22 protein-coding genes and 1 pseudogene are annotated in these 21586 nt (G+C 55.0%); 13 read left to right on the plus strand and 10 right to left on the minus strand.

The annotated features are described in order from the left end of the window. On the plus strand, window positions 1-3249 hold the full coding sequence (locus tag CU102_RS22060) for an error-prone DNA polymerase (protein WP_106713244.1): 3249 nt from the start codon (window positions 1-3) through the stop codon (window positions 3247-3249). Window positions 3250-3254: 5 nt separating this feature from the next. Here the strand turns inward: CU102_RS22060 and CU102_RS22065 are convergent, their stop codons facing one another. Beyond that, complete coding sequence (locus tag CU102_RS22065; protein WP_166648517.1) at window positions 3255-3497, minus strand: DUF768 domain-containing protein; 243 nt, start codon at window positions 3495-3497, stop codon at window positions 3255-3257. Window positions 3498-3933: 436 nt separating this feature from the next. After that, a complete protein-coding gene (locus CU102_RS22070) occupies window positions 3934-5901 on the minus strand; it encodes an AI-2E family transporter (RefSeq protein ID WP_106713246.1) in 1968 nt (655 codons plus the stop codon). 178 nt (window positions 5902-6079) lie between these two features. Between CU102_RS22070 and CU102_RS22075 the strand changes: the two genes are divergently transcribed. The 3 genes from CU102_RS22075 to CU102_RS22085 all read left to right on the plus strand — a co-directional run bounded on the left by CU102_RS22075 (window position 6080) and on the right by CU102_RS22085 (window position 7295). Then, complete coding sequence (locus CU102_RS22075) at window positions 6080-6238, plus strand: DUF3309 family protein (RefSeq protein WP_106713247.1); 159 nt, start codon at window positions 6080-6082, stop codon at window positions 6236-6238. Between the two features lie 243 nt (window positions 6239-6481). Then, window positions 6482-6820, plus strand: a complete 339-nt coding sequence (locus CU102_RS22080; protein ID WP_106713248.1) for an ElaB/YgaM/YqjD family protein — start codon at window positions 6482-6484, stop codon at window positions 6818-6820. 1 nt (window position 6821) lies between these two features. Beyond that, the gene (locus tag CU102_RS22085) at window positions 6822-7295 is read left to right on the plus strand and encodes a hypothetical protein (protein ID WP_106713249.1); all 474 of its coding nucleotides are present in this window, start codon (window positions 6822-6824) and stop codon (window positions 7293-7295) included. Here CU102_RS22085 and CU102_RS22090 read toward each other — a convergent pair. Then, window positions 7275-8678 carry an HWE histidine kinase domain-containing protein gene (locus CU102_RS22090; RefSeq protein ID WP_166648518.1) on the minus strand — a complete coding sequence of 468 codons (1404 nt, stop codon included), beginning with the start codon at window positions 8676-8678 and terminating at the stop codon, window positions 7275-7277. The genes CU102_RS22085 and CU102_RS22090 overlap by 21 nt on opposite strands. A 262-nt stretch (window positions 8679-8940) precedes the next feature. On the opposite strand from CU102_RS22090, the gene CU102_RS22095 reads away from it, so the two are divergent. Continuing rightward, on the plus strand, window positions 8941-9162 hold the full coding sequence (locus CU102_RS22095) for a hypothetical protein (protein WP_106713251.1): 222 nt from the start codon (window positions 8941-8943) through the stop codon (window positions 9160-9162). 5 nt (window positions 9163-9167) lie between these two features. Here the strand turns inward: CU102_RS22095 and CU102_RS22100 are convergent, their stop codons facing one another. Then, window positions 9168-10556, minus strand: a complete 1389-nt coding sequence (locus CU102_RS22100) for a sensor histidine kinase (protein WP_166648519.1) — start codon at window positions 10554-10556, stop codon at window positions 9168-9170. Between the two features lie 70 nt (window positions 10557-10626). After that, entirely contained in the window at window positions 10627-11382 is a 756-nt protein-coding gene (locus tag CU102_RS22105; protein WP_106713253.1) for a Crp/Fnr family transcriptional regulator, read from the minus strand. A 160-nt stretch (window positions 11383-11542) separates the two neighbouring features. Here CU102_RS22105 and CU102_RS22110 point away from each other — a divergent pair, with 160 nt between their 5' ends. Further along, window positions 11543-11941, plus strand: a complete 399-nt coding sequence (locus CU102_RS22110) for a response regulator (protein WP_106713254.1) — start codon at window positions 11543-11545, stop codon at window positions 11939-11941. On the opposite strand, the gene CU102_RS22115 is transcribed toward CU102_RS22110, so the two are convergent. Beyond that, window positions 11924-12475: an RNA polymerase sigma factor gene (locus tag CU102_RS22115; protein ID WP_106713255.1), complete on the minus strand. Its 552-nt coding sequence runs from the start codon at window positions 12473-12475 to the stop codon at window positions 11924-11926. The genes CU102_RS22110 and CU102_RS22115 overlap by 18 nt on opposite strands. A gap of 12 nt (window positions 12476-12487) precedes the next feature. Next, complete coding sequence (locus CU102_RS22120) at window positions 12488-12691, minus strand: NepR family anti-sigma factor (protein WP_106713276.1); 204 nt, start codon at window positions 12689-12691, stop codon at window positions 12488-12490. Window positions 12692-12876: 185 nt separating this feature from the next. Between CU102_RS22120 and CU102_RS22125 the strand changes: the two genes are divergently transcribed. The 3 genes from CU102_RS22125 to CU102_RS22135 all read left to right on the plus strand — a co-directional run bounded on the left by CU102_RS22125 (window position 12877) and on the right by CU102_RS22135 (window position 15558). Continuing rightward, window positions 12877-13671: a response regulator gene (locus CU102_RS22125; RefSeq protein ID WP_106713256.1), complete on the plus strand. Its 795-nt coding sequence runs from the start codon at window positions 12877-12879 to the stop codon at window positions 13669-13671. Window positions 13672-13753: 82 nt separating this feature from the next. Then, window positions 13754-13918 (plus strand): DUF1328 domain-containing protein, encoded by a 165-nt coding sequence (locus tag CU102_RS22130; protein WP_027231091.1) that lies wholly within the window; start codon window positions 13754-13756, stop codon window positions 13916-13918. A gap of 152 nt (window positions 13919-14070) precedes the next feature. After that, on the plus strand, window positions 14071-15558 hold the full coding sequence (locus tag CU102_RS22135; protein ID WP_106713257.1) for an ArnT family glycosyltransferase: 1488 nt from the start codon (window positions 14071-14073) through the stop codon (window positions 15556-15558). Here the strand turns inward: CU102_RS22135 and CU102_RS22140 are convergent. Beyond that, window positions 15500-16219, minus strand: a complete 720-nt coding sequence (locus CU102_RS22140; protein WP_106713277.1) for a glycosyltransferase family 2 protein — start codon at window positions 16217-16219, stop codon at window positions 15500-15502. The two genes, CU102_RS22135 and CU102_RS22140, sit on opposite strands and share 59 nt — an antisense overlap. Before the next feature lie 245 nt (window positions 16220-16464). Between CU102_RS22140 and CU102_RS22145 the strand changes: the two genes are divergently transcribed. The 4 genes from CU102_RS22145 (at window position 16465) to CU102_RS22160 (ending at window position 20940) form a co-directional block, all read left to right on the plus strand. Then, complete coding sequence (locus CU102_RS22145; RefSeq protein ID WP_106713258.1) at window positions 16465-17838, plus strand: murein hydrolase activator EnvC family protein; 1374 nt, start codon at window positions 16465-16467, stop codon at window positions 17836-17838. Then, window positions 17828-19153, plus strand: coding sequence for a S41 family peptidase (locus CU102_RS22150; protein ID WP_106713259.1), 1326 nt, complete (start codon window positions 17828-17830; stop codon window positions 19151-19153). Before CU102_RS22145 ends, CU102_RS22150 begins: the two co-directional genes overlap by 11 nt. Window positions 19154-19255: 102 nt before the next feature. Next, entirely contained in the window at window positions 19256-20386 is a 1131-nt protein-coding gene (locus CU102_RS22155) for a divergent polysaccharide deacetylase family protein (RefSeq protein WP_245425471.1), read from the plus strand. A 29-nt stretch (window positions 20387-20415) separates the two neighbouring features. Further along, the gene (locus CU102_RS22160; RefSeq protein ID WP_106713279.1) at window positions 20416-20940 is read left to right on the plus strand and encodes an RNA pyrophosphohydrolase; all 525 of its coding nucleotides are present in this window, start codon (window positions 20416-20418) and stop codon (window positions 20938-20940) included. Window positions 20941-21009: 69 nt separating this feature from the next. Here CU102_RS22160 and CU102_RS22165 read toward each other — a convergent pair whose 3' ends face one another. Further along, entirely contained in the window at window positions 21010-21288 is a 279-nt protein-coding gene (locus tag CU102_RS22165) for a hypothetical protein (RefSeq protein ID WP_133624632.1), read from the minus strand. Between the two features lie 111 nt (window positions 21289-21399). Then, window positions 21400-21586, minus strand: a pseudogene (locus CU102_RS22170) (IS630 family transposase); the annotation flags it as partial.

Genomic DNA, 21586 nt, shown 5'->3' on the forward strand with positions numbered 1-21586 from the left:
ATGCCTGACTACACCGAACTTGCCATCACCAGCAATTTTTCCTTTCTGGAGGGTGCATCTCATCCGGAAGAACTGGTTAAGACTGCCGCTATACTCGGTCTTGCTGGCATTGGCATAGCTGACCGCAACACTCTTGCAGGCGTGGTACGAGCCTATACAGCACATAAGGAAATTACAGAAAAATCAGAGATTGGACTGAACCTTTTCATAGGATGCAGGCTGGTGTTCATCGACGACACACCTGATCTTCTGGTCTATCCACGCGATCGCTCTGCCTATGGTCAGCTTTGCCGTCTTTTGAGCGAGGGCAAGACTCGTGCTGGGGTCAAGGGCGAGTGTCATCTGCTGTTTGAAGATTTCTTCTTCCGTGCCAAGGATTTTCAAATCGCAGTTATTCCTCCTGCCAACCCGGATGAAAAACTGACCGTACATCTCAAAAAACTCAACATGGCAGCACCGGGTTCCGTCTGGCTTGGTCTTGCCATGACGCATCTGGGCGCTGACAGACGGCGTGGCGAACGGCTTGCACGCATTGCAAATGAAGCCAATGTTCCCCTGCTCGCACTTAATGACGTGCTTTACCACACCGCTTCCCGTCGCCCCCTGCAGGATGTCCTCACCTGCATCCGCGAACATGTCACCATCGATAGGGCCGGACGAAGGCTGGAAAAGAATGCGGAACGGCATATGAAGGCGCCGGGTGAAATGCATCGCCTCTTCCGGCATTTTCCCGCAGCTCTGATGGAAACCCGACGCTTTGTCGAGCCGATCAACTTTTCCCTTGATCAACTGAAATACGATTATCCCGATGAGCCGGTGCCTCCCGGCAAGACACCGCAACAGCATCTGATTGATGAGACCTGGAAAGGTGCAGCTAAGCGTTACCCCGAAGGCATTCCTGGCAAGGTGCGTGAGCTTTTGGAAAAGGAGCTGACTTTAATAGATACGCTCAAATACGCACCCTATTTTCTGACGGTCTACGACATCGTCACACATGCCCGCTCGCTCAATATTCTGTGCCAGGGGCGTGGTTCGTCGGCAAATTCCGCGGTCTGTTATTGCCTTGGCATCACGGCCGTCGATCCGGTCAGGATCAATCTGTTGTTCGAGCGTTTTCTCTCGGCCGAACGCAAGGAACCCCCGGATATCGATGTCGATTTCGAGCACGAACGGCGTGAAGAAGTGATGCAGTATGTCTATCAACGCTACAGCCGGGAACGGGCGGCTATCGTTGCCACGGTCATCAGCTATCGCCCGCGTAGCGCAATTCGCGATGTAGGCAAGGCTTTGGGACTGACCGAAGACATCACTGCTGCGCTTGCCAACACTGTCTGGGGCAGCTGGGGATCGACAGTCGAAAAACAGGAGGTTCGTCAGGCGGGGCTTGATCCCGAGAATGTCATGATACGCCGTGCCGTCAAACTGGCAACAGAACTCATCGGCTTTCCGCGTCACCTGTCCCAGCATGTCGGAGGTTTTGTCCTGACACAGCAGCGGCTCGACGAAACTGTCCCGATAGGCCCGGCAGCCATGGCGGATCGTTCCTTCATCGAATGGAACAAGGATGACATCGATTCACTCAACATCATGAAAGTCGATGTTCTGTCACTCGGCATGCTGACCTGCATTCGTAAAGCTTTTGACCTGATCCATCTGCATGACGGCAAGCGATATGAATTGGCCACTGTCCCGCCAGAGGACGGAAAAGTTTATGACATGCTTTGTAATGCCGATTCCCTGGGAGTTTTCCAGGTCGAAAGCCGGGCACAGATGAACATGCTGCCGCGGCTGCGGCCAAGAAGTTTTTACGACCTGGTGATCGAAGTCGCCATTGTCCGCCCGGGCCCCATTCAGGGAGACATGGTCCATCCTTACCTGCGGCGTCGCAATAAAATAGAGGAAGTCCATTATCCATCCCCCTCCCCGGATAAGGGAGATAAGGATGAATTGCGCAATGTCCTTGAAAAGACGCTTGGTGTTCCCCTGTTTCAGGAACAGGCAATGCGTATCGCCATCGAAGCGGCAAGGTTTACCCCTGATGAAGCCAATAAATTGCGCCGGGCCATGGCGACATTTCGCAATGTCGGGACGATTCACACCATGCAGGAGCAAATGGTGGAAGGCATGGTGCGTCGTGGTTACGAGCGAAGTTTTGCCGAGAATTGTTTCAACCAGATCAAGGGCTTTGGCGAATATGGATTTCCTGAAAGCCACGCCGCCAGCTTCGCCATTCTTGTCTATATTTCATCCTGGATCAAATGCTATCACCCGGCAGCCTTTGCGGCAGCACTGTTGAATTCGCAACCAATGGGCTTCTATGCCCCGGCACAGATCATCCGCGATGCGCGGGATCATGGTGTCGAAATCAGGGCCGTCGATATCAATTTCAGCGAATGGGACAACACCCTGGAGCGTGTCGATGCCACGAGGCTCGCTATGCGCCTGGGGTTTCGACAGGTCGAAGGTTTTTCAAAAGCCTGGGCGAATGAAATCTGCGCAAGGCGCGGGAAGTGCTATGAGGGTATTGAAGAGCTGCGCCGCCTCACCCGGTTAGGAAGACGGGCCTTTGTTCTTCTCGCCGATGCCGATGCATTCCGGTCGCTTGCCATTGACCGGCGCGAAGCACTTTGGGCAGTTCGCCGTTTTCCCGATAATGAAACACTGCCTCTGTTTCAGGCTGCCGACGTCAATGAACTTGCGCAAGAAACAGAGACCAGACTGCCTGGAATGAAAATGTCGGAGCACGTGATTGCCGACTACGAATCAATGCGTTTCTCGTTGAAAGGCCACCCGATGCAATTCTTGCGCGACGTGTTCAGCGCGGAAAATGTCTCAACCTGCAGACAGGCTAATAGCTTGGGAAACAATACGCGGGTAAAACTCGCTGGCGTAATCACGGTTCGCCAGAGACCTGGAAGCGCCAGCGGTGTTGTCTTCATGACAATTGAAGATGAGACCGGAATTGCCAATATCATCATCTGGCCGAAACTGATGAAAGCCTACCGTAAGGAGGTGATGGGCTCACGCCTGATCCTGATTGAAGGAACAGCTCAGAGCGCCGACAATGTCGTGCATGTGGTGGCTAGAAAACTTTTCGACCGCACAGGCGATCTCTACAGTCTTTCCGAGCAGCGTCCCGCATTGCCCGTGTCACGCAGTGATGAAGTTGTCCATCCTGTTTCGAATGAGCAAAGAGGCACCCATCCGCGCAAGGTGCGTATTCTGCCAAAATCGAGGGATTTTCACTGAAAGGTTCAAGCCTGTCTGCTCTCCTTGGCCATTGCGGCCCTGTCGATAGCCGTGATCATGCAGATTTCAAGATCACCCAGACCATCCTTGATCTCGGACACCGAAATACCGGCAGCTTCGGCATCGGCGAAGCATTTTGCGGCCAATTGTTTTGGCCGGCGGTCATGATGTGCCATGTCCGCCGGGCGGCTGGCATCAACATTTGCCGAGATCCAATTATTGACGAAGTCGATCGCTCTTTGGCTCATATGTTCCTCCTTGGCACAGCCAATTTCCCGAACAAAACTTTCGGAAGGGGAGAAGGTTGCGAAAATCGCCCTATCAAACGCGGAGGATATGCCGTTATCAGTCATATATCCAGTGGCACCGCATGCCGGAAAAGGCAGCCGGCCACAAAATAGCCGGCTGGTTTCAATGACTCAAAACAATCAAGCCATCGATAGACTCCCTCATGCGTTCTCTTACCAGAGCCTAACGGTCGGTTTTTCGTTTCGTTCCACCGAAGAGGTCAGTCATAACATACTGAAAAATCTTCAAATCAGAATCCCATACAAATAGCCCGGCGCCCACGGGGGAACAGGCACCGGGCCTTATGCGGCTGATCACACTTCGATCAGCTAACAGAAAACGTCACAGGTTCGTCTTGGTTCCGAGAAAGCGAGACGCGTTCTTAAAATGTTCCCCTCAGCCGCAAACATGCTCGATCGCAGCCTCGATCGACGTGGCAAAATGACAATTGCGCGTGGAGCCGACAATTTTCTCGCCATCGACCTTGTTTGCATCATCTCCCCAGAAGCCAACGATGATTTTGATACGCGCATTGCGCCGCCTAATCCGGCGCACTAGGTAGCGCGCGTGAGCGATAGAAGAGATATTGAGATAGCTCACATAAATCGCGCTGACACCCGCGAAATCGATCTTGTTGATATTGGCCGCTTCGAGCTCATCATGGGTTATATCGTCAACTTCGAAATCTTCGCGTTCAAGTATATCTCCGACGATCACGGCAGCCGCATCGTCAAGATTGCCACGCCCGCCGGCCGAGATGATCCTATGCTGGCTCTCTGCCTTTGGCTTCCTGCGTGCCGTGTCACGCTTGTCGACCTTGTCTGTTTCTGTCTCTTCCTCGTCCACCTCGTCATGATGGTCGGAAAGGTTCTCGACCAGCAAGATCATGCTTTGCGCAACCCGGCCCCGGCGCGAGGCATCGAGGACGCCTCTCCCTCTGTCATGTTCCGCAAGGAAGAGCGCTGGCATCGCAACAGAGGCGTAGTAATCGATGATTGTCGACGACTGTAGATATTCTTCAGCCTTCTCAGTCGCCTCATCGGGGTCGCCCGACAGGAGCCGCTGATAAAGTTGTTGAGGCGGTAACAGGACCGGCTCGTTGCCAAGCAGAACATCGAGGAATTCGAACTTCGGTACATGCCTGCCCAAGACGACAAGGCACACAGTCAGGGGCGTCGATAGGATCAGTCCGATTGGCCCCCAGATCCACGTCCAGACAATCGCTGCCATCAGGATGGCGACCGGCGAGAGGCCAGTCCTGGAGCCGTAGAGCAAAGGCTCCATGACGTTGCTGCTGATCAACTCGAGCACGATAAACAGTGTTGCTGTCCACACCAGCAGCATCCATCCCGGATCGACTGCAAGTGACAAAATGAGCGGAAAGGCGGCGGCAATGATCGGGCCAATATAGGGAACGAAACGCAGCACGATCGCCAGAAGGCCCCATAACATTGGATTGGGTATGCCGATGAACCATAATCCGATACCGACCGGGACGCCGAAGCTGATATTGATGATCAACTGCATGAGCAGATACTGACCAACGCGCTTTCCAGCATCGTGCAAAGCTGTCGTCGTCCGGTGAATATCGCTTGCGCCAACCAGCCTGATGAAACGATCGCGCAAATCCTCCCGCCGCATCAGCATGAAAATAACCACAACGATCACGATACCGATCGTTGCCATGGGCTGGATCAATGGTCCGGCGAATGTCTGCAACAAACTTAACGGATCCGGTGGCGGGTAGCGTATCTCCACAGGAACAGGCTTGTTCGGGTCCTGCCCGCGCAAGGGCGGCACAGGCTCGCGCTGCGATTCGACGTTTTGCGGAGGTTGTCGTTGCGGATCTGTATTCGTTGCGGCATCGCTGTCAGTTGCAAACCGCTCGACTTCATCAGAACGGCCTATTTCCTCGTTGAGCCGTTTGAACATCCGGGCGCCCCGATCAAAGATACTATTGCCCGACTGGGCATCCTTGATCGTACGAATCTTGGTCTCGATATTGTATTGGTAACTAGGCAGATTTTGTGCCAGCACCGTAAGCTGGCTCACAACGATGCTGACAAAAATGAAAATCACCAGAAATGCGGTTATAACCACGCTGATGACCGCTACACTTTTCGGGACGCCGGAGCGGTAAAGCCGGGTGACCAGCGGCGACAACGCAAAGGTCAGCAGCAGCGCCATGGCCAGGGGAACAAATATCTCGCGAGCGAAGTAGAGGGCTGCCACAACAGCAATCGCAACGACGACTTGCGGAAACTGTGATTTGCTCGCATCCACAGAGACCGGCGTATGAATCGATTTTTGGGTTACACGCTCGACGGCGCGCGGCGACTTCCCTCCGACATTTTCAGAAGGCATGAAAGTCCCCCGATATTAGATCCATGGATACCCGCCTCCAGTGAACGCCGGACAGGAACGAAGTCGGCTCAGTTTGGTTGCATCGGCTCTGCAAATCTTCACGCGCATTGCAAGCCATTGGAACCAAATCGCTCGTTTACGTGTTTGGGCTCCAACAAGGTCCCGATGGGAGGGAGAAATGCCCCTTACGACAATTCTGATCATTATCCTCATTTTGGCACTGATCGGCGTCTTCCCGACTTGGCCACATGCGAGAAATTGGGGCTATGGCCCGTCTGGATTGCTCGGCATCGTCCTTGTCGTGCTGTTGGTACTGCTATTGATGGGACGCATTTAGTCAGTTTGCCGCTCTCAGATTGGGCGGACTGAAGAAGGAGTTTTTAGATATGATGCGTGGTGTTTTGCTTTGGCTCATCGGTTTGCCGCTACCTATAATTCTCATTCTTTGGCTTTTGGGCTATCTGTCGTAAGAGTTGCGCCAGGCAGCAACTTCAACTTGCAGCTGCTCTTGCAACATGGAACAAATCATTACTGCTGACGTTACCGAGCAATATAATCCTGTTTTCTCAAGGAGTTCCCAATGGCCACAGCTACTTCAAAAGTACGCAAGATCGTCGACGACGCATCAGACACTAATCCTGATTTGCAAGCGCAAGTTGCGGCGTTGAAGGAAGACATTGCCAACATTGCCGCGACACTCGCAAAGATCGGCAAGAATACAGCCAAGGATGCGACACGCAGCGCAGCCAGTTCCTATGAAACGGCCAAGGTTCGTAGCGAGGAAGCGCTGGATGACATTCGCTTGCAGGCACGCGAGCTCGAGGATCAGCTCGCCCAGACCGTTCGTGAGAATCCTTTGACGACTATTGCGGTCGCCGCTGGTGTAGGCTTTCTTCTGGCGTTGATTGCCCGTCGCTGACATGCTGAAGCTTTTGACGCCTTTTTTGACCAGCCTGGCGGCCGGTGAGGTCGGTCTGGCGATTGGCAAAGCCAAACGCAGCGCTATTTTCATGGCTATCATCGCGATCCTTGCAGCGATCGGCGTTTTCTTCCTGCTGATCGCCGCCTACATCATGCTCGCCGAACGACATGGCGAGATGCGAGCTTCATTGATCCTTGCGGGCTGCGCTTTTGGCATGGCAATCCTTGTCTACGTGATCATGAAAATCTCAGTAGCCATGGCGCGTAGTCGCCAGCGCGATCGCGCGAAGATCGAAACGTCTACTCTCCTGACTATTGCTGCACTTGCGGCCGCACCGGCTGTCCTGCGCTCACGAGCCCTGCTCATGCTTGCAGTGCCTATAGTCGCGTTCGGCGGCCTTTCCCTTCTAACCAGGAAAAAAACACGACGACCCGATAAATCAGATATGCCGTCAGCGGGTGACGGAATCTGACCGCTCGCCTATTGGCATGGAAATCAAGGCTTCCATGCCTGTCTCCGGATAGCTTAGCCTGACACTGCTCGACAGGACCTTGTCCAGGCTCCGCTCGATCAACCTTTCCCCCAGCCCTCGCACCTGCCGCGGAGAAACGCGCGGACCTCCGGACTCGATCCAGTGTATCACCACCCGCGATTCATCGAGTCCCGGTTCCAACTGCCAGGAAACCCGCACATGCCCGCTGGCCACTGAAAGAGCCCCATGCTTGGCAGCATTGGTTGCCAGTTCATGGAGAGCAATGCCTAAACCAAGAGCGTGATCCGGAGGCAGAACCATATCCTCGCCGGCAAGTTCAATCTGTGCAGGGTCAAATACGGCATAGGGTTCGACTTGCTTGGTGATGAGATCAACCAGCCCGATGCCGCTCCACTCCCGGTCGGAAAGCAATGTGTGAGCTTCGGATATCGCCCGCAAACGTCCGGAGAACGCCTCCATGAACTCCGCCGGATCCGATGTGCGGTTCAGCGTCTGCCGTGCCAGCGATTGCAACATTGCAAGCGTGTTTTTTACCCGGTGATTCAACTCCCGCAACAAGAGCCGGGTCTTCTCTGCTGCATTCTTGGTTTCCGTGATGTCAATGTTGACACCAACAGCCACCGCCGGTTTTCCCATCGCATCCCGTTCGAAAATGCGGCCGCGGCCCAGCAGCCACTGGCCGGAAGCAGCTGCACGAAATTCCCCCACATAGTCCTGATTTTGTGCAAGCGCCCGGGTGAAAGCAGATTTCATTGCCGGGAAGTCGTCGGCATGCATCGCCCGAAAAACGTCTTCGCCGCTGACTTGCTGATTAGGACTCAAACCAAGCATCGTATAAGCCATGCGGTTTCCGGTGAATTTGCCCGTGCGCAAGTCCCAAACCCAGCTGCCGACATTGCCGACTTCAAGCGCCATCGCGCTGCGATCTTCATCCCGATGCAACGTTGAAATCGCATTGGCGCCCAAGCGCGAATCGCGTCTAAACTCGAGTAAAGCCCCGGCAAGTCTGGCCAGTTGCATCAATTGAGTCTGCTGCAACTGACCGAATTCAACTCTTGGCTCGCTCGACATCACACTGAGCACGCCGACACACTCCTCAGAAACACAGATCGGCGCCACAGCAATGAACCTAATATTCGGCGTATGAGTCACCGCATCAATATCGGCAAAACGGACGTCTTCGGCGGCATTGAGCACGACCAGACAATTCCGCTCCGGCGCAGCTAGCGAGCTCGCCTCGACCATCCAGATATTCACTGCTCCGAGGATGCCGGCACTTGATAGGATCTGGCTTTGCCTTTCATGGACCAACGAGATTTGCGCTCCACCTGCATCAGACGTGGAAAGAGCGAGGTCCGACACACCGTTCAGGTCTCCGTCTTGCTGAAATTCAAGCGGCTGCAGTCCCGAAAGTACGTCGATCCGAGCTCCCCCCGATAAATATTCTGACGTGTTTTCCGAAATGTGTCTTGTCTTCATACCTACGCAACGTCTCTCAACACACTGTCCTTGCCCTCAACCTCAAGACAGCTTTACCCATGAACGCCGTGATTTCGGCTTTGTTCCTTGCCGGGAACATTTAATCAGCAGCTTCGTTTCTCTTCAGCGAACAGAGGAGGCCGCTATGCAGGATCCGAATGACATCCTTTCTAACGAACGTTTGAGCAGGATTGAGAAAATTGCCATGCTTACTGAACTCTTGGGTGAGGCACGGGGCTTGCAACGCGCCGCAACGGAGGGCGGAATGGATCCAGAAGATGGCGTGACAAGAAATTTGCGCGATATTGAACTGGCACTTGAGAAACTGAGCGCCGAAACACCTGAGACGGGCGCAGCAACCCTCTGAGATTTCTATTGTTTACCTTCCACATTGTCCTGGGACGCTATCTCGGCAAGCGACGGGAAATCCAAGGTCACGATCGTTCCGCCACCTGGGTTTGCTGAATAGCTCGCTGATCCGCCGTACTGTTGACAAAGCTGATCCACAATGAGCGATCCCAAGCCCGGCGAATGCCGCGGCCGCTTTTTCTGCAGGCCCACCCCGGTGTCAACAATCTCCAATCGAATGACTTCGTTCGTTCCCCGCGCGAGCGTGATCCTTATCTCGCCCGCCTTCTTCCCCGGAAATGCATGCTTGATCGCATTCATTGTGAGCTCCCCGATGATAATGCCAAGCGTAGTTGCATCGCGAGAGCTTAGATTGATGGGCGCAAGATCAGCGCGAATGCTGATATCGCGATCATGGACATTCGCTTCTTTGATGTCCGCGATTACGTCAGGCAGGTATTCGTCCGCCCGAACTGTTTCGTGATCATCCCCGAGCCGCAAGCGCCGGTGGGCGGAAGATATGGTTTGGATACGGTCCCGTGCCGCACCGAGCGCAGCCCGAATTTCCTCAGAAGACACATCGCGCATTTGTATGCCAAGTAGTGACGAAACTGTTGCAAGCGAATTGCCGATGCGGTGATCCGAATCCTGCAACAAAGCTTCCACACGCGCTCTTTCACGCTTCGCGACAAGCATTGCTTGTTCCAAGTCTGCCGTCCGGCTCTGAACCATGTTTTCAAGCACGGATTTCTCGGAAAGCAGGGCCGACTGCCCCTCCGCCAGCTTGCGAACATAGCGTCTGGTGCGGCTGGCAAGAATGAACGCCAGAATGAGAGCGCCGCCCAGCGACGAAAGCGAGGCGATCGTCAGCCAGCTTCGCATGCCGTCCATTGCTATGTTTCGTTCAATCAGTCTGCGATCTTCCTCGCCGAGAAAACTGTTGACCGTTTTGGTGATTTCGTCGAGCTGACCAATACCGAAGTTCGGCCCGAGAGAAGCAAGAGCGTCGGCGTTCTTGCCTGTCAGGGCAAACGAAACGGCCGTCTCAACCTTTGCCTGCTTGTCTTTAACCAGATCCCGGATTCGGGTGACCATCGCCTGCTGGCGAGCGTTGTCTCTCGTCATTTCCGCAAGTGTATTGAGATTCTCATCAAGTCGCGCAGCAGAATTCCGGTAAAGATCAAGAAAGTCCGGATTCTGGGTCAGGATAAATCCGCGCTGCGAGCTGTGAGCTTCATTGAGGAGCGCCAATGAGCTGTATGCCTGCTCGCGTACCTTGTAAGTCGCGACAATATCATCAATCTGATTGTTGAAACTGCGCGCAAGAATAATCGTCGACGCGGCTGCACCGATAATGAGGCCAAGCGAAAGCATGATCGCCACGCCCCGGAGAGGCCGTTGGGAAAAACTCATAACAAGTTTGCGCCACCAGAGCAAAAAGTCTTCCTCCAAGCCGCTACCGCCACTCATTGCCACGTCCCGTTCAAATATAGGGTCGAGGTGCAGCAGGCAGGCCCGGCCATCCTGATATGTCCATCAGCATTTGTTCATCAAGCACTTCGCATCCCCGGTCAAGCCACCGGAGCGCCCCGCGCCCTGCGAGCTTTCTCAAGGTTTTGTTGGTGTGAACAATCGACAGGCCAAGCGTATCCGCCACATGCTGCTGCGTCACTGGTACGGTCAGCTTTCCATTCTTGACCATGGCTACCGATTTGGCACGCTGAAAAATGAAAGCAAAAAGATATGCCGCCCGCTCCAGGGCCGTGCGGCGTCCTACGCTCAGGAGAATCTCGTCCAGCATCTGCTCCTCACGGGAGGCGAGCCACGTGATATCGTATGCGAGGTTGGGAAAGTTCCGAAACAAGTCTGGCAGTTTGTCACGTTGGAATACGCAAAGGATCATCGGCGACAGCGCTTCAATGGAATGCTGCATCTCCTTCATCACCGATCCCTGCAGACCGATGAGATCGCCCGGCAAGACATAGTTGAGGATCTGCCGCCGGCCATCGTCCAGTGTTTTGTACCGGAATCCCCAACCGGAGAGTACTGTGAACAAATGAGCACTGTTGGCGCCCTCCACGAGCACCGTGGTGCCGGCATCCGCAACAAGTTCCCCCGTCTTGAACCCGGAAAGGAACTTTATTTCTTCCTTCTCGTGCAGCTGGAAGTGCGGAAAGCCCTGCAATGGACATTTGTCACAAGGAAACTGCCGCGCCGCTGAAGCCGTTGTTGTTTTCATCCTGGCCGCTCGGTTGATCATTGTTCAGCACGCTAGCATGTCACTTGCTGTTTGCTTTAAATTTCTTTGCGTTTGATATGTCATAGTTAAATGCACACGGATCAGTTACGTGCATATCTGCTTTCAAGGTCGTGATCGCATGACCTCAGGAGCAGCAAACATGGAATTGACCGGCATGCGGCTACTGGTCCTGGAAGATGAATACCTGATCGGACTGGAGCTGGAACGCATCGCCGAGGAGTGCGGAACGAAATCCGTGCACCTGGTTACGACGATCGACGAGTTGCTTTTCTGGATCGGCAGCGGGGCCGAGTGCGATATTGCAATCCTCGAAGTTCAGGCGCACGGCAAATCTTCGCTTCAGGCCGCCTCATATTTATTGCAGCGTGGCACCCCCGTTATCTTTTCCACCGCCTACGACCAGCAACGAGATGGCGTTGACGGATTTCCCGATACGCCGGTCGTGGTCAAGCCGTATGGGAAGTGTCAGATAGTGAAAGCAGTGACGTCTGTCCTCGGCTCGCGACAGGCAGACGAGCCGTCATGCAAACTTGTTTGACGTAACCTGCGTTGCGATCGAGTCCGGTCCGTAGTCAACCTCGCCCTGGACGTTGAGCAGTTCTTGCAAGCGCGTTCTGGCACGGCTGACCCTGCTTTTGATTGTCCCGACAGCGCATCCGCAAATTTCAGCGGCCTCCTCGTAAGAAAATCCCGACGCCCCAACAAGAATGATGGCCTCACGCTGGTCGTCAGGGAGCTTCTCGAGTGCCTTTCGAAAATCCTGCAAATCAAGCGCACCATACTGCGATGGATGAACGGACAGCTGCTCGGTAAACACGCCGTCGGAATCCTGGACCTCGCGCCCACGCTTGCGCATCTGGCTGTAAAACTCGTTACGCAGGATAGTGAACAGCCAGGCCTTGATATTGGTGCCGGGTTCAAAGGAGTCCTGTTTGGCCCAGGCCTTCATGATTGTATCTTGGACAAGATCGTCCGCACGATCCGGGTTACCGACCAATGAAACTGCGAACGCCCGCAACTTTGGCAGGGACGCAATCAGGCTTTTCTTGAAATCGCTCGATTGATGTACCATTCAGCGGCCTGTTTAATTGGATGATTGCGCATGATTGCGTTCAGCCTCATCGAGCTTCTCCAGAAGATCCAGAAAACGAGCCGGAATTTCCTCCTCCTGTACGGATGCATAAAGCGCGCGAAGCTTCAAACCAATTTCGGTCTCCGCGTTCTTTATATCGCGGCGACGAACCCGCCCCCTCTCAGGGGCGTCGAAGGAGTTCTTTTTTGCGTTCATCATCTGGTCTTTGCTGGTGGTTCGTCGCTGCGTTGCTAATGAAATCGTATTTTGAGCACATTAATGAGGACAATACCTTACCCAATGAAAAGTTCCGTTACGCGGAACTATTTTTTTGCGAATGTGTTTCTGGTCGTAACTCTCGCGTTGTCTGATTACCCACCCGAAACAGGGAACTTGCCATAATGTCATTATCCACCCGGATAGCCCCACACCTGCCCTATCTTCGTCGTTTTGCCCGCGCCATCACTGGTTCACAGTCCTCAGGCGACGCTTATGTCGCGGCGACATTGGAAATCCTCATCACCGATGTCTCGCTTTTTCCGGAGTCCGCTTCGGACCGAGTGAGCATTTACAAACTGTTGGTTCAGCACTTCAACTCGGTCAACGTACGCCCGCTTGAACTGAAGTCGGAGTTTGGCTGGGAAAAACACGCTGCCGCCAATCTGACCGCGATCGCCCCCAAAGCCCGACAGGCATTTCTGCTCATTAGTCTTGAAGGCTTCAGCCAGGCCGAAACAATGGAAATCCTCGATGTCTCGGAAAAGGAGCTGTATGCACTTCTTGACGAAGCTTCAGTTGGTATTTCCCAGCAGATTGCCACTGATATCTTGATCATTGAGGATGAGCCCCTGATTGCCATGGATATCGAGCACATGGTCGAAAGTCTGGGGCACCGCGTCGTGGGTATTGCCCGCACTCGCAACGAAGCTCTGAAGATCTATTCGGCCACCCGCCCAAGCATGATCCTTGCGGATATCCAGCTGGCCGATGGTAGTTCAGGCATCGACGCGGTGAACAACATCCTGAGCCAGGACGCCATTCCTGTCATCTTCATCACCGCATTCCCCGAACGTCTGCTGACGGGCGAGCGGCCGGAACCCACCTTCCTTGTAACGAAACCCTTCAATCCGGACATGGTCAAGGCTCTCATCACCCAGGCACTGTTCTTCAAGGAAAGCAGCAAGGTCAAGGCGTAGGCAACCAGCATCGTTCCTGTTGGGCTCTGGAACAAAACCGCGCTCAATCCGTTTCGACTGTGACCAAACAGGGAGATGATAAATGCTTTATTACGCTGTAATTTTTCTGATCATTGCACTTGTTGCGGGCGCTTTGGGATTTGGTGGCATTGCCGGAGCTTCAGCCGGCATTGCTCAGATCATATTCTATGTTTTCCTGGCTTTGCTGCTGATTTCCCTTATCGCCAGCATTATCCGGCGCGCTTGAACGGCCGCCAACATGATGCAACCGCCGGTCACGTGCCGGCGGTTTCATTTTGCACTTTTGTCTTGGTTTCCTAATTAACCGGACAGACACAGGATTGCAGCGCGTTGCTCTTTCATAGTAGGTCACCGTGAAACGAAACGGCGAGGCTCAAAGTGCTTTGGCGAAATTTTAACTTTGCCGCACTTGACGGCCCCGCGATCAACTGGTCCTTCCTCGCACGGCGGGCGCCTTTCGCGATCATCGTTTACATATCGGTTCTCTTCGCTCTGCGCCTTGGCCTCTCTCCTTTCATGGAGATTGACGAGGCCCAATTCGTCGGCGAAGTGGGATTTGCCTTGAATTACGGCAACTCTCACCCGCCCCTTTATAATTGGCTGGTTCGTCTGGCACTGGAGGTCACCCGGTGGCACTGGGTCCCTTCAGTGGCCTTGGTAAGACTTTCCTTACTTGGTCTGTATCATTGGCTGTGCTTCGACTCGGCGCGCCGGCTTGGCGGTGATCGAGCCGGGATTTTGGCACTGACCGCTTCCGCTCTGCTACCGCAGATTGTCTGGATGTCGATCCAAACCACCGCTCACACCGTCCTGGTGATCGTTGCATCCGTTGGCCTTGTACATGCCTTTGCCCTGATGCGCTCCGGCAAGGGTGTCAGTGCGTATATATGGTTTGGTATCTGGGCAGCAGTCGGCGCTTTGGCCAAGTACAACTTCTTTATTTTCCTGATCAGTTTCATGATCGCGGCATGGACGATCCCGACCGTACGTCAGAAATTGTTTCGTCGGCCGTTCTGGCTCTCGATCGCAATCTTCGTGGCTGCTTTCGCACCAGTCGCAATTGCTTCCCTCAATGCCCCGCTGGCCGCCACTGCCGGTCGGATGGCCAAGCTCAGCAACACCATCGGCTATCTCGAAGCAATTGATATACCCCGCCTTGGGGTTGATGGACTGTTCAGCCTGTTGGTCTCAACGTTCCTCTGGTCAGGTCCTGCCGTCATCGTCTTCCTGATCGGTCGGCTGCGTGATCATCCCCGGCCCGCCCCCGACGGCGACCCCGATGTTCGCAGGCTTCTGTTGCGCACGGTTTTCGTCGGTCTGGGGGCATTCGCTCTACTTGTGTTTGCCGGCGACTATCATTCCGTCGCCGAGCGGTACTTGGCACCGGTCCTTGCACCGACAGCCATTCTGATTGCGCTTTACCTGCCGCAGGCACTCGGTGCGCGTAATGTATTGGCATTCTCAGGCGGACTCTATGTACTGGCCCCCATGGCGATGGCGGCGGTTGCACTGTTCGGTGCTGAACGTGTCACATACCCGTTTGATGCGGTTGGCAGTGCCATTCGCGCGCAAAACCCAACTCCGGCGAGAATTGTCTCCAATCGCCAGGATGATGCCGCGAATGTTGCCGTGACTCTCCACTGGCCGCCGGAACAGGGCGATGCCGAAGACATCATTCTTGTCTGGCACGGGGATGACGCACCAAGCGATGCCGCTTTGGAACGTCTGCCGGCGGACGCGACACCGATCGGACCGCTGACACGCGTCTCCGCCCCAACAAGGAACTTCAACCGCAAGCTCCAGACCTTCACCTTCCAGCGCTTTTCATCTCGACTACCGCTACCGGATCAGAATATCGGCGGATAAGCCAGAAGACACCGACCGTGTCCAGAAATGCCACAGCGGCGCGATCAAAGAAGCCGTATTTCGAGACCCCTGCGAGGCGCGGACGGTCTTCCACATCCACTTCCACGACGACCAATCCGGCGCGGCGCGACAACGCTGGGAGAAATCGGTGCATGTTGTCAAAATAAGGCAATGTCCGAGCGAAAGCAGCGGGCAGAACCTTGAAACCGCAGGCAGCATCCCTGCAGTCGTCTTTCAGCAGGCGCTTGCGGACAAAGTTCGCCAGCTTTGACGTGAGCAGTTTGATTACACCGTCATTGCGCCGTTTTCGGATCCCCGCAAAAAGAACGGGCTCTGACGTTTTAATTCGTGGCCACAGCCGAATGATATCAGCCGGATCGTTCTGACCGTCACCATCGAGCGTTACGATCCATTTCCCATTGGCCGCGTGAAATCCGCTAACGAGCGCCCGCGACTTGCCCGTGCGCTTTTCATGGCGAAGAACGCGGACATTGTTGCCAGCATCTATCGCCTCGTTGGACGAACCGTCCTCAGATCCGTCGTCAACAACAAGAATTTCATACACCGGTCCCGAGACCAGGACTGAATTGATTTCCCTTATGAGTGCACCGATATTTCCGGATTCATTATGGACAGGAATTATGATTGTCAGATCGGTCATATTTTGAAACCATTGTGAACCGGAGAATCGCACGCGGATTGCGCTTGGGCCGGCTGTATTGACATATAGGTCCTGAAAATAGGTGGACATTAATTTTACGCAAGAAACCATGCGCGCCGCAATTCCGCCATGCCGATCAATACAAAAATGCATGGCTTTCGACGGGCCCGGTTTATGGTTAATACTTCATCAATTGAAGTCTTCCTAAAGTCGGGATCACACCATAATGATGTTCCGGACAGGCAATGAAATTTGAGGCACTCAAGGCAATCCAGCATTCAGGCAAACATGCATTTTCATGTGTTGTGCTTCTGACGCTGACATTTGTCTGGGATTTTCCAGCCTTTGCACAGGAACCATCCCCGCCCGCTGCCTCGCAACCTGCGCCAGAATCCCTCGATGCTCAGCGGACCCGAACCCTCAAGGAACTTGAGGATCTGACAAGTCAGATATCCTTGTCCTCAGAACGCGTCGCTAAGCTCGACAGCGATATCTCCGCTTTGAAGAAGGATCAGACGACAATTACTGCCGCGCTTATCCAGTCCGCCAAGACCGAAAAGAAGCTCAGCGAGGATATTGCCGGTTTCAGTGAAAGGCTGACCGGCTTGCGTGAACAGGAAGACGGGATCAAAAATTCCTTGAAAGAGCGGCGCGGTGCCTTGGCCGAAGTCCTGGCGGCGCTCCAACGTATGGGCTTGAACCCGCCGCCGGCCATCCTCGTCCGCCCCGATGACGCCCTTGCTTCCGTGCGAAGCGCGGTCTTGCTCGGCGCTGTTGTGCCCGAGATGCGCCAACAGACTGAGGTTTTGATAGCCGATCTTGAGGATTTGAGCCGGGTGAGAACCTCGATCTCCGAAGAGCAAAGCCGTTTGACGGCGACACTCTCCAGTCAGGCAGAAGAAAAGAAACGCCTCGATCTCCTGTTGACTGAGAAGCAGAAATTGCAGACGACATCCGAAGCGACGCGACAGGCCGAGCAGCAGCGGGCCGAGGACCTGGCGAGACGAGCCACCTCACTTCGCGATCTGATTGCCTCCATGGAAAAAGACATGCAGGAACTCAGGAAGGCGGCCGAAGCCGCGAGCGCACAGGAACAGCAGAAGCTTGCAGCAAGCCAGCAGCGCGCCGAGGATTTTGCCGCCAACCAGAACCGGCTCTCGGCACAGGTCAATTTCGCGTCGCTGAAAGGCCACCTCTCGATGCCTGCTGCCGGCAAGCTGGTGAAGCACTTTGGCGACAATGATGGCTTGGGCGGTGCCTTGCAGGGTGATACACTTGAAACACCTGCAGGTGCGACAATAACGTCCCCAACGGACGCAGTTGTCCTTTATGCTGGCGCATTCCGGTCCTATGGACAACTCTTGATCCTGGATGCCGGGAACGGATATCATGTCGTTCTGGCGGGAATGAAGAAAATCAACGTCTCCCAGCATCAGTTTGTGTTGGCGGGAGAGCCGGTCGGTGTGATGAACGAGCAACTTGTTGCCAGTACCGCACCTGTTCCGATGGGAAATGGAGCTCCAGTGCTTTACATTGAGTTCCGAAAGGATACAAAACCTATTAATCCCGCCCCTTGGTGGGCGGATCGGCTTGCTGGAAGGACCGCAAATGATACGTAGGCTAACGCTTCTCATGGCTGGAGCGCTGATGGGTGCGACGGCAATGGTCGTTGTGCAGGGGGCTTTGCCCACAACCGCTGCCGAAGCAGCCGGCACCGACACCTATAAACAGTTATCAATTTTTGGTGATATTTTCGAGCGAGTCCGCGGCCAGTACGTCACTCCTCCGGATGACAAGAAGCTGGTTGAAAGCGCCATCAATGGCATGCTCACCTCGCTCGACCCCCATTCGTCCTACATGAATGCGGAACAGGCGCAGGACATGCGGGTTCAGACCAAGGGCGAGTTTGGCGGTCTTGGAATCGAAGTGACCATGGAAAACGAGCTGGTCAAAGTCATCGCTCCGATCGAAGACACTCCGGCCTCCAAGGCTGGCGTTCTGGCGGGCGATTACATCTCGCAGATCGATGGTAGCGAGGTTCGCGGAATGACCTTGACCGACGCGGTCGACAAGATGCGCGGTGAGGTAAACACACCAATCGAACTGACCCTCATTCGCCAAGGTGCTGACAAGCCGATCAAGCTGACCATCGTGCGCGATGTGGTCAAGGTCAGGGCCGTGAAGTACCGCGTCGAGAATGACGTTGGCTATGTCCGGGTAATCTCCTTCACCGAACAGACATTCGATGATCTGCAGAAGGCGATCAAGGATATCGAGAGCAAGGTTCCGGGTGACAAGCTGAAAGGCTTCGTCCTTGATCTGCGGCTGAATCCAGGCGGACTGCTTGATCAGGCCGTTGCCGTTTCGGACGCCTTCCTCGACAAGGGCGAAGTTGTATCGACACGCGGCCGCGATCCGCAAGACATCACCCGCTTCGATGCACGGGCAGGTGACCTGACCAACGGCAAGCCGCTGATCGTCATGATCAATGGCGGTTCTGCCAGTGCTTCCGAAATCGTGGCTGGCGCACTCCAGGATCATCGCCGTGCAACCGTGCTCGGCACTCGTTCCTTTGGCAAGGGCTCCGTACAGACGATCATCCCGCTTGGTGAAAATGGTGCTCTCCGCCTGACAACGGCGCTCTATTATACGCCGGCTGGCAAATCCATTCAGGGCAAGGGCATCGTGCCCGACATCGCTGTCGAGCAGCCGCTGCCGGATGAACTCAAAGGCCAGGACATCACTCGCGGCGAATCTGACCTGAAGGGTCACATCAAGGGGGCTCAGGAAGATGCGGAAGGCTCAGGTTCCATCGCCTATGTCCCGCCGGATCCGAAGGATGACCTGCAGCTCATCCAGGCGCTGAAGCTGTTGCGCGGCGAACAAGCCAACGCGGCTTTCCCGCCAGACCCCAAGAAGGGCGTACCTAACTGACATGGCAAAGGGGATCGGGCTTCTTAACGTTAGTCTGATCCCCTTGGCCCATTTAATCGGCCCACCTACCCCTCATCTCTCCACACTCTCCGGCCAAAACGCGTGAACTTCGATCTCAACCGGCCGCTGGGGCAAAACGGCAAACGGCCAGGCAAGTCTGACAGAAGGATGATCCGCTGGCTCCTGCCTTCGGTTGCTGTTTTCGGCATTGTCGGTCTCGCCTCGCTCGTCACGTTCACAAGCCACCAGGGGTTTCGCCGTCCCGTGCCGGAGACACCAAAACCACAGACGGCAGAAGCTCCTCCGCAGCCGACCAAGCCAGCACCTGTCCAGTCCAGTAGCAGGAGCGACGCCGGCAAAGTCATAAGTCCCGAGGGCGGAGCCAAGGTTATCGTCGTCGGTGATCCGACAAAGCGCATGCAGGATCCCCGAACAGCGCACATTCGAGAGCGGGACATGCTTGAAGAGAGCCCGCAAGGGCCGCTTCCGGTGATCAGCCCGGATGGTCGTCGCCCCCTCGACGTCTATGCGCGGCCGTGGTCCGGCGCACGGGGGGCCCGCGTTGCCATCGTTATCGGCGGGCTCGGCCTGTCCCAGACCGGTTCGCAACAAGCCATTCGCGCGCTCCCTGGTGAGATTACGCTCGCGTTCTCGCCAGAAGGTAACAGTCTCGGCCGCTGGATGCAGGCTGCCCGCCAGGACGGCCACGAAATCCTCATGCAGATCCCCCTTGAACCGTACGACTATCCGCGAGTCAACCCCGGCCGCAACACGCTGACTGTCGATGCAACGCCGCAAGCGATACTGGAGAACCTGCACAAAACGATGGGGCGCATAACGAACTACACAGGTGTGATGAACTATATGGGTGCCCGTTTCACCGCTGAACCGGCAGCCATGACTCCTGTCATTCAGGACGTTGCCAAGCGCGGCCTGCTCTATCTCGATGACGGCACCTCTGCGCGTAGCCAGGCAGACGCGATAGCTGCCCAGCAAGGCGCTGCTTTTGCCGCGGCGGATGTGCTGATCGACGCTTCGCAAGAGCGTGGCAGCATCTTGAAAAAACTCGATGAGCTTGAGCGGATTGCCCGCGCCAAAGGCACCGCGATCGCGACCGGATCAGCGTTCGACGTTACTGTCGAGGCAGTCACATCCTGGGCCAATGAGGCCAAGGCGCGGGGCATCGAGATTGTACCCATCTCGGCTCTTGTCCGTGATCCTGAAAGAGGCTAGCACCGGCCGAAGCGATTTGGAGCATGAGCATGAGCAAGAAGAAGCCGGTTGATCCGCAATCCCTGCCCTATCGCCCTTGCGTCGGCATCATGGTCCTTAACAAGCAAGGCCTGGTCTGGGCCGGTCACCGGATCGTCATAGCGAACGACGAAATGGACGGAGCGACACAGCTCTGGCAGATGCCGCAGGGCGGGATCGACAAGGGCGAGGATGCAGAACCCGCTGCGCTACGCGAGCTCTACGAAGAGACCGGCATGAAAACGGTCACCCTGCTCGCTGAGGCGCCAGACTGGATCAATTACGACCTGCCTCCTCATCTCGTTGGCGTCGCTCTCAAGGGCAAGTATCGCGGTCAGACTCAAAAGTGGTTTGCCTATCGCTTCGAAGGCAACGAAAGCGAGATCGCAATCAATCCGCCCCCCGGCGGTCATACGCCGGAATTTGACCGATGGGCGTGGAAACCGATGGCGCAATTGCCGGATTTGATCGTGCCCTTCAAGCGCACGGTTTATGAGCAGGTCGTCGCCACATTCCGCCATTTGGCAAGGTCTTGAGTTCGTTTTTCCCGATTGTGCGGGCGTGGCTATCGAATGTGCCCTGCAATTAGGTATAATTTACTCGCTCTATTCGTCCGAGTCGAGTTTTTCTGCCCGCTTCTCTTTGATCCAGCGCTCGCGATCCCTAGAACAGTACAGCTTTTCCTTTATGAAAGCAGAGTAAACAACGCCAGACCCAACGACCATTAGTATTACCACCCACTCAGGTGGCTCTAATACTATCGTGATGACGATACATAATGCAGCGTAACTCAGACACGCGGCGCCCCCCTTCTTTACGACTTCCTCCCAGAGATACTCAAGCGAAAGGTAATGATCTGTCTTCTTGATGCCGTCATCGTCCATTGGGCTGCTCTTTGTCGTATAGGATCCCGATGCCGCTTCATGAGCCATCTATTCGAAGTCAATAACAAAAAAAGCGGGCTGAAAGCCCGCCTTCATGATTGCTAGAGCGTTTCATGTTTTCACCGAAGCGTATCCTGCGTTGGTAAAGTAGTTGGCGCATTCGTCTGGTTCGATGGTGTTGGCGAGGTAGCCGAGATGGCGCCAGGTGTCGTCGACGGTTCGCTTTTGAGCCTGGCGCATCCAGTGCTTGATCTTGGCAAAGACCTGTTCGATCGGATTGAGGTCGGGGGAATATTTC

Source organism: Phyllobacterium brassicacearum (assembly GCF_003010955.1).
Taxonomy (GTDB): Bacteria; Pseudomonadota; Alphaproteobacteria; order Rhizobiales; family Rhizobiaceae; genus Phyllobacterium; species Phyllobacterium brassicacearum.

Coding starts and splice junctions, on each gene's coding strand:
- CU102_RS22165 (WP_133624632.1), bottom strand. CDS start 21,288: ATGGACGATGACGGCATCAAGAAGACAGATCATTACCTTTCGCTTGAG.
- CU102_RS22060 (WP_106713244.1), top strand. CDS start 1: ATGCCTGACTACACCGAACTTGCCATCACCAGCAATTTTTCCTTTCTG.
- CU102_RS22130 (WP_027231091.1), top strand. CDS start 13,754: ATGCTTTATTACGCTGTAATTTTTCTGATCATTGCACTTGTTGCGGGC.
- CU102_RS22110 (WP_106713254.1), top strand. CDS start 11,543: ATGGAATTGACCGGCATGCGGCTACTGGTCCTGGAAGATGAATACCTG.
- CU102_RS22150 (WP_106713259.1), top strand. CDS start 17,828: ATGATACGTAGGCTAACGCTTCTCATGGCTGGAGCGCTGATGGGTGCG.
- CU102_RS22160 (WP_106713279.1), top strand. CDS start 20,416: ATGAGCAAGAAGAAGCCGGTTGATCCGCAATCCCTGCCCTATCGCCCT.
- CU102_RS22070 (WP_106713246.1), bottom strand. CDS start 5,901: ATGCCTTCTGAAAATGTCGGAGGGAAGTCGCCGCGCGCCGTCGAGCGT.
- CU102_RS22065 (WP_166648517.1), bottom strand. CDS start 3,497: ATGAGCCAAAGAGCGATCGACTTCGTCAATAATTGGATCTCGGCAAAT.
- CU102_RS22145 (WP_106713258.1), top strand. CDS start 16,465: ATGAAATTTGAGGCACTCAAGGCAATCCAGCATTCAGGCAAACATGCA.
- CU102_RS22105 (WP_106713253.1), bottom strand. CDS start 11,382: ATGAAAACAACAACGGCTTCAGCGGCGCGGCAGTTTCCTTGTGACAAA.
- CU102_RS22080 (WP_106713248.1), top strand. CDS start 6,482: ATGGCCACAGCTACTTCAAAAGTACGCAAGATCGTCGACGACGCATCA.
- CU102_RS22075 (WP_106713247.1), top strand. CDS start 6,080: ATGCCCCTTACGACAATTCTGATCATTATCCTCATTTTGGCACTGATC.
- CU102_RS22115 (WP_106713255.1), bottom strand. CDS start 12,475: ATGGTACATCAATCGAGCGATTTCAAGAAAAGCCTGATTGCGTCCCTG.
- CU102_RS22140 (WP_106713277.1), bottom strand. CDS start 16,219: ATGACCGATCTGACAATCATAATTCCTGTCCATAATGAATCCGGAAAT.
- CU102_RS22125 (WP_106713256.1), top strand. CDS start 12,877: ATGTCATTATCCACCCGGATAGCCCCACACCTGCCCTATCTTCGTCGT.
- CU102_RS22085 (WP_106713249.1), top strand. CDS start 6,822: ATGCTGAAGCTTTTGACGCCTTTTTTGACCAGCCTGGCGGCCGGTGAG.
- CU102_RS22095 (WP_106713251.1), top strand. CDS start 8,941: ATGCAGGATCCGAATGACATCCTTTCTAACGAACGTTTGAGCAGGATT.
- CU102_RS22120 (WP_106713276.1), bottom strand. CDS start 12,691: ATGAACGCAAAAAAGAACTCCTTCGACGCCCCTGAGAGGGGGCGGGTT.
- CU102_RS22100 (WP_166648519.1), bottom strand. CDS start 10,556: ATGAGTTTTTCCCAACGGCCTCTCCGGGGCGTGGCGATCATGCTTTCG.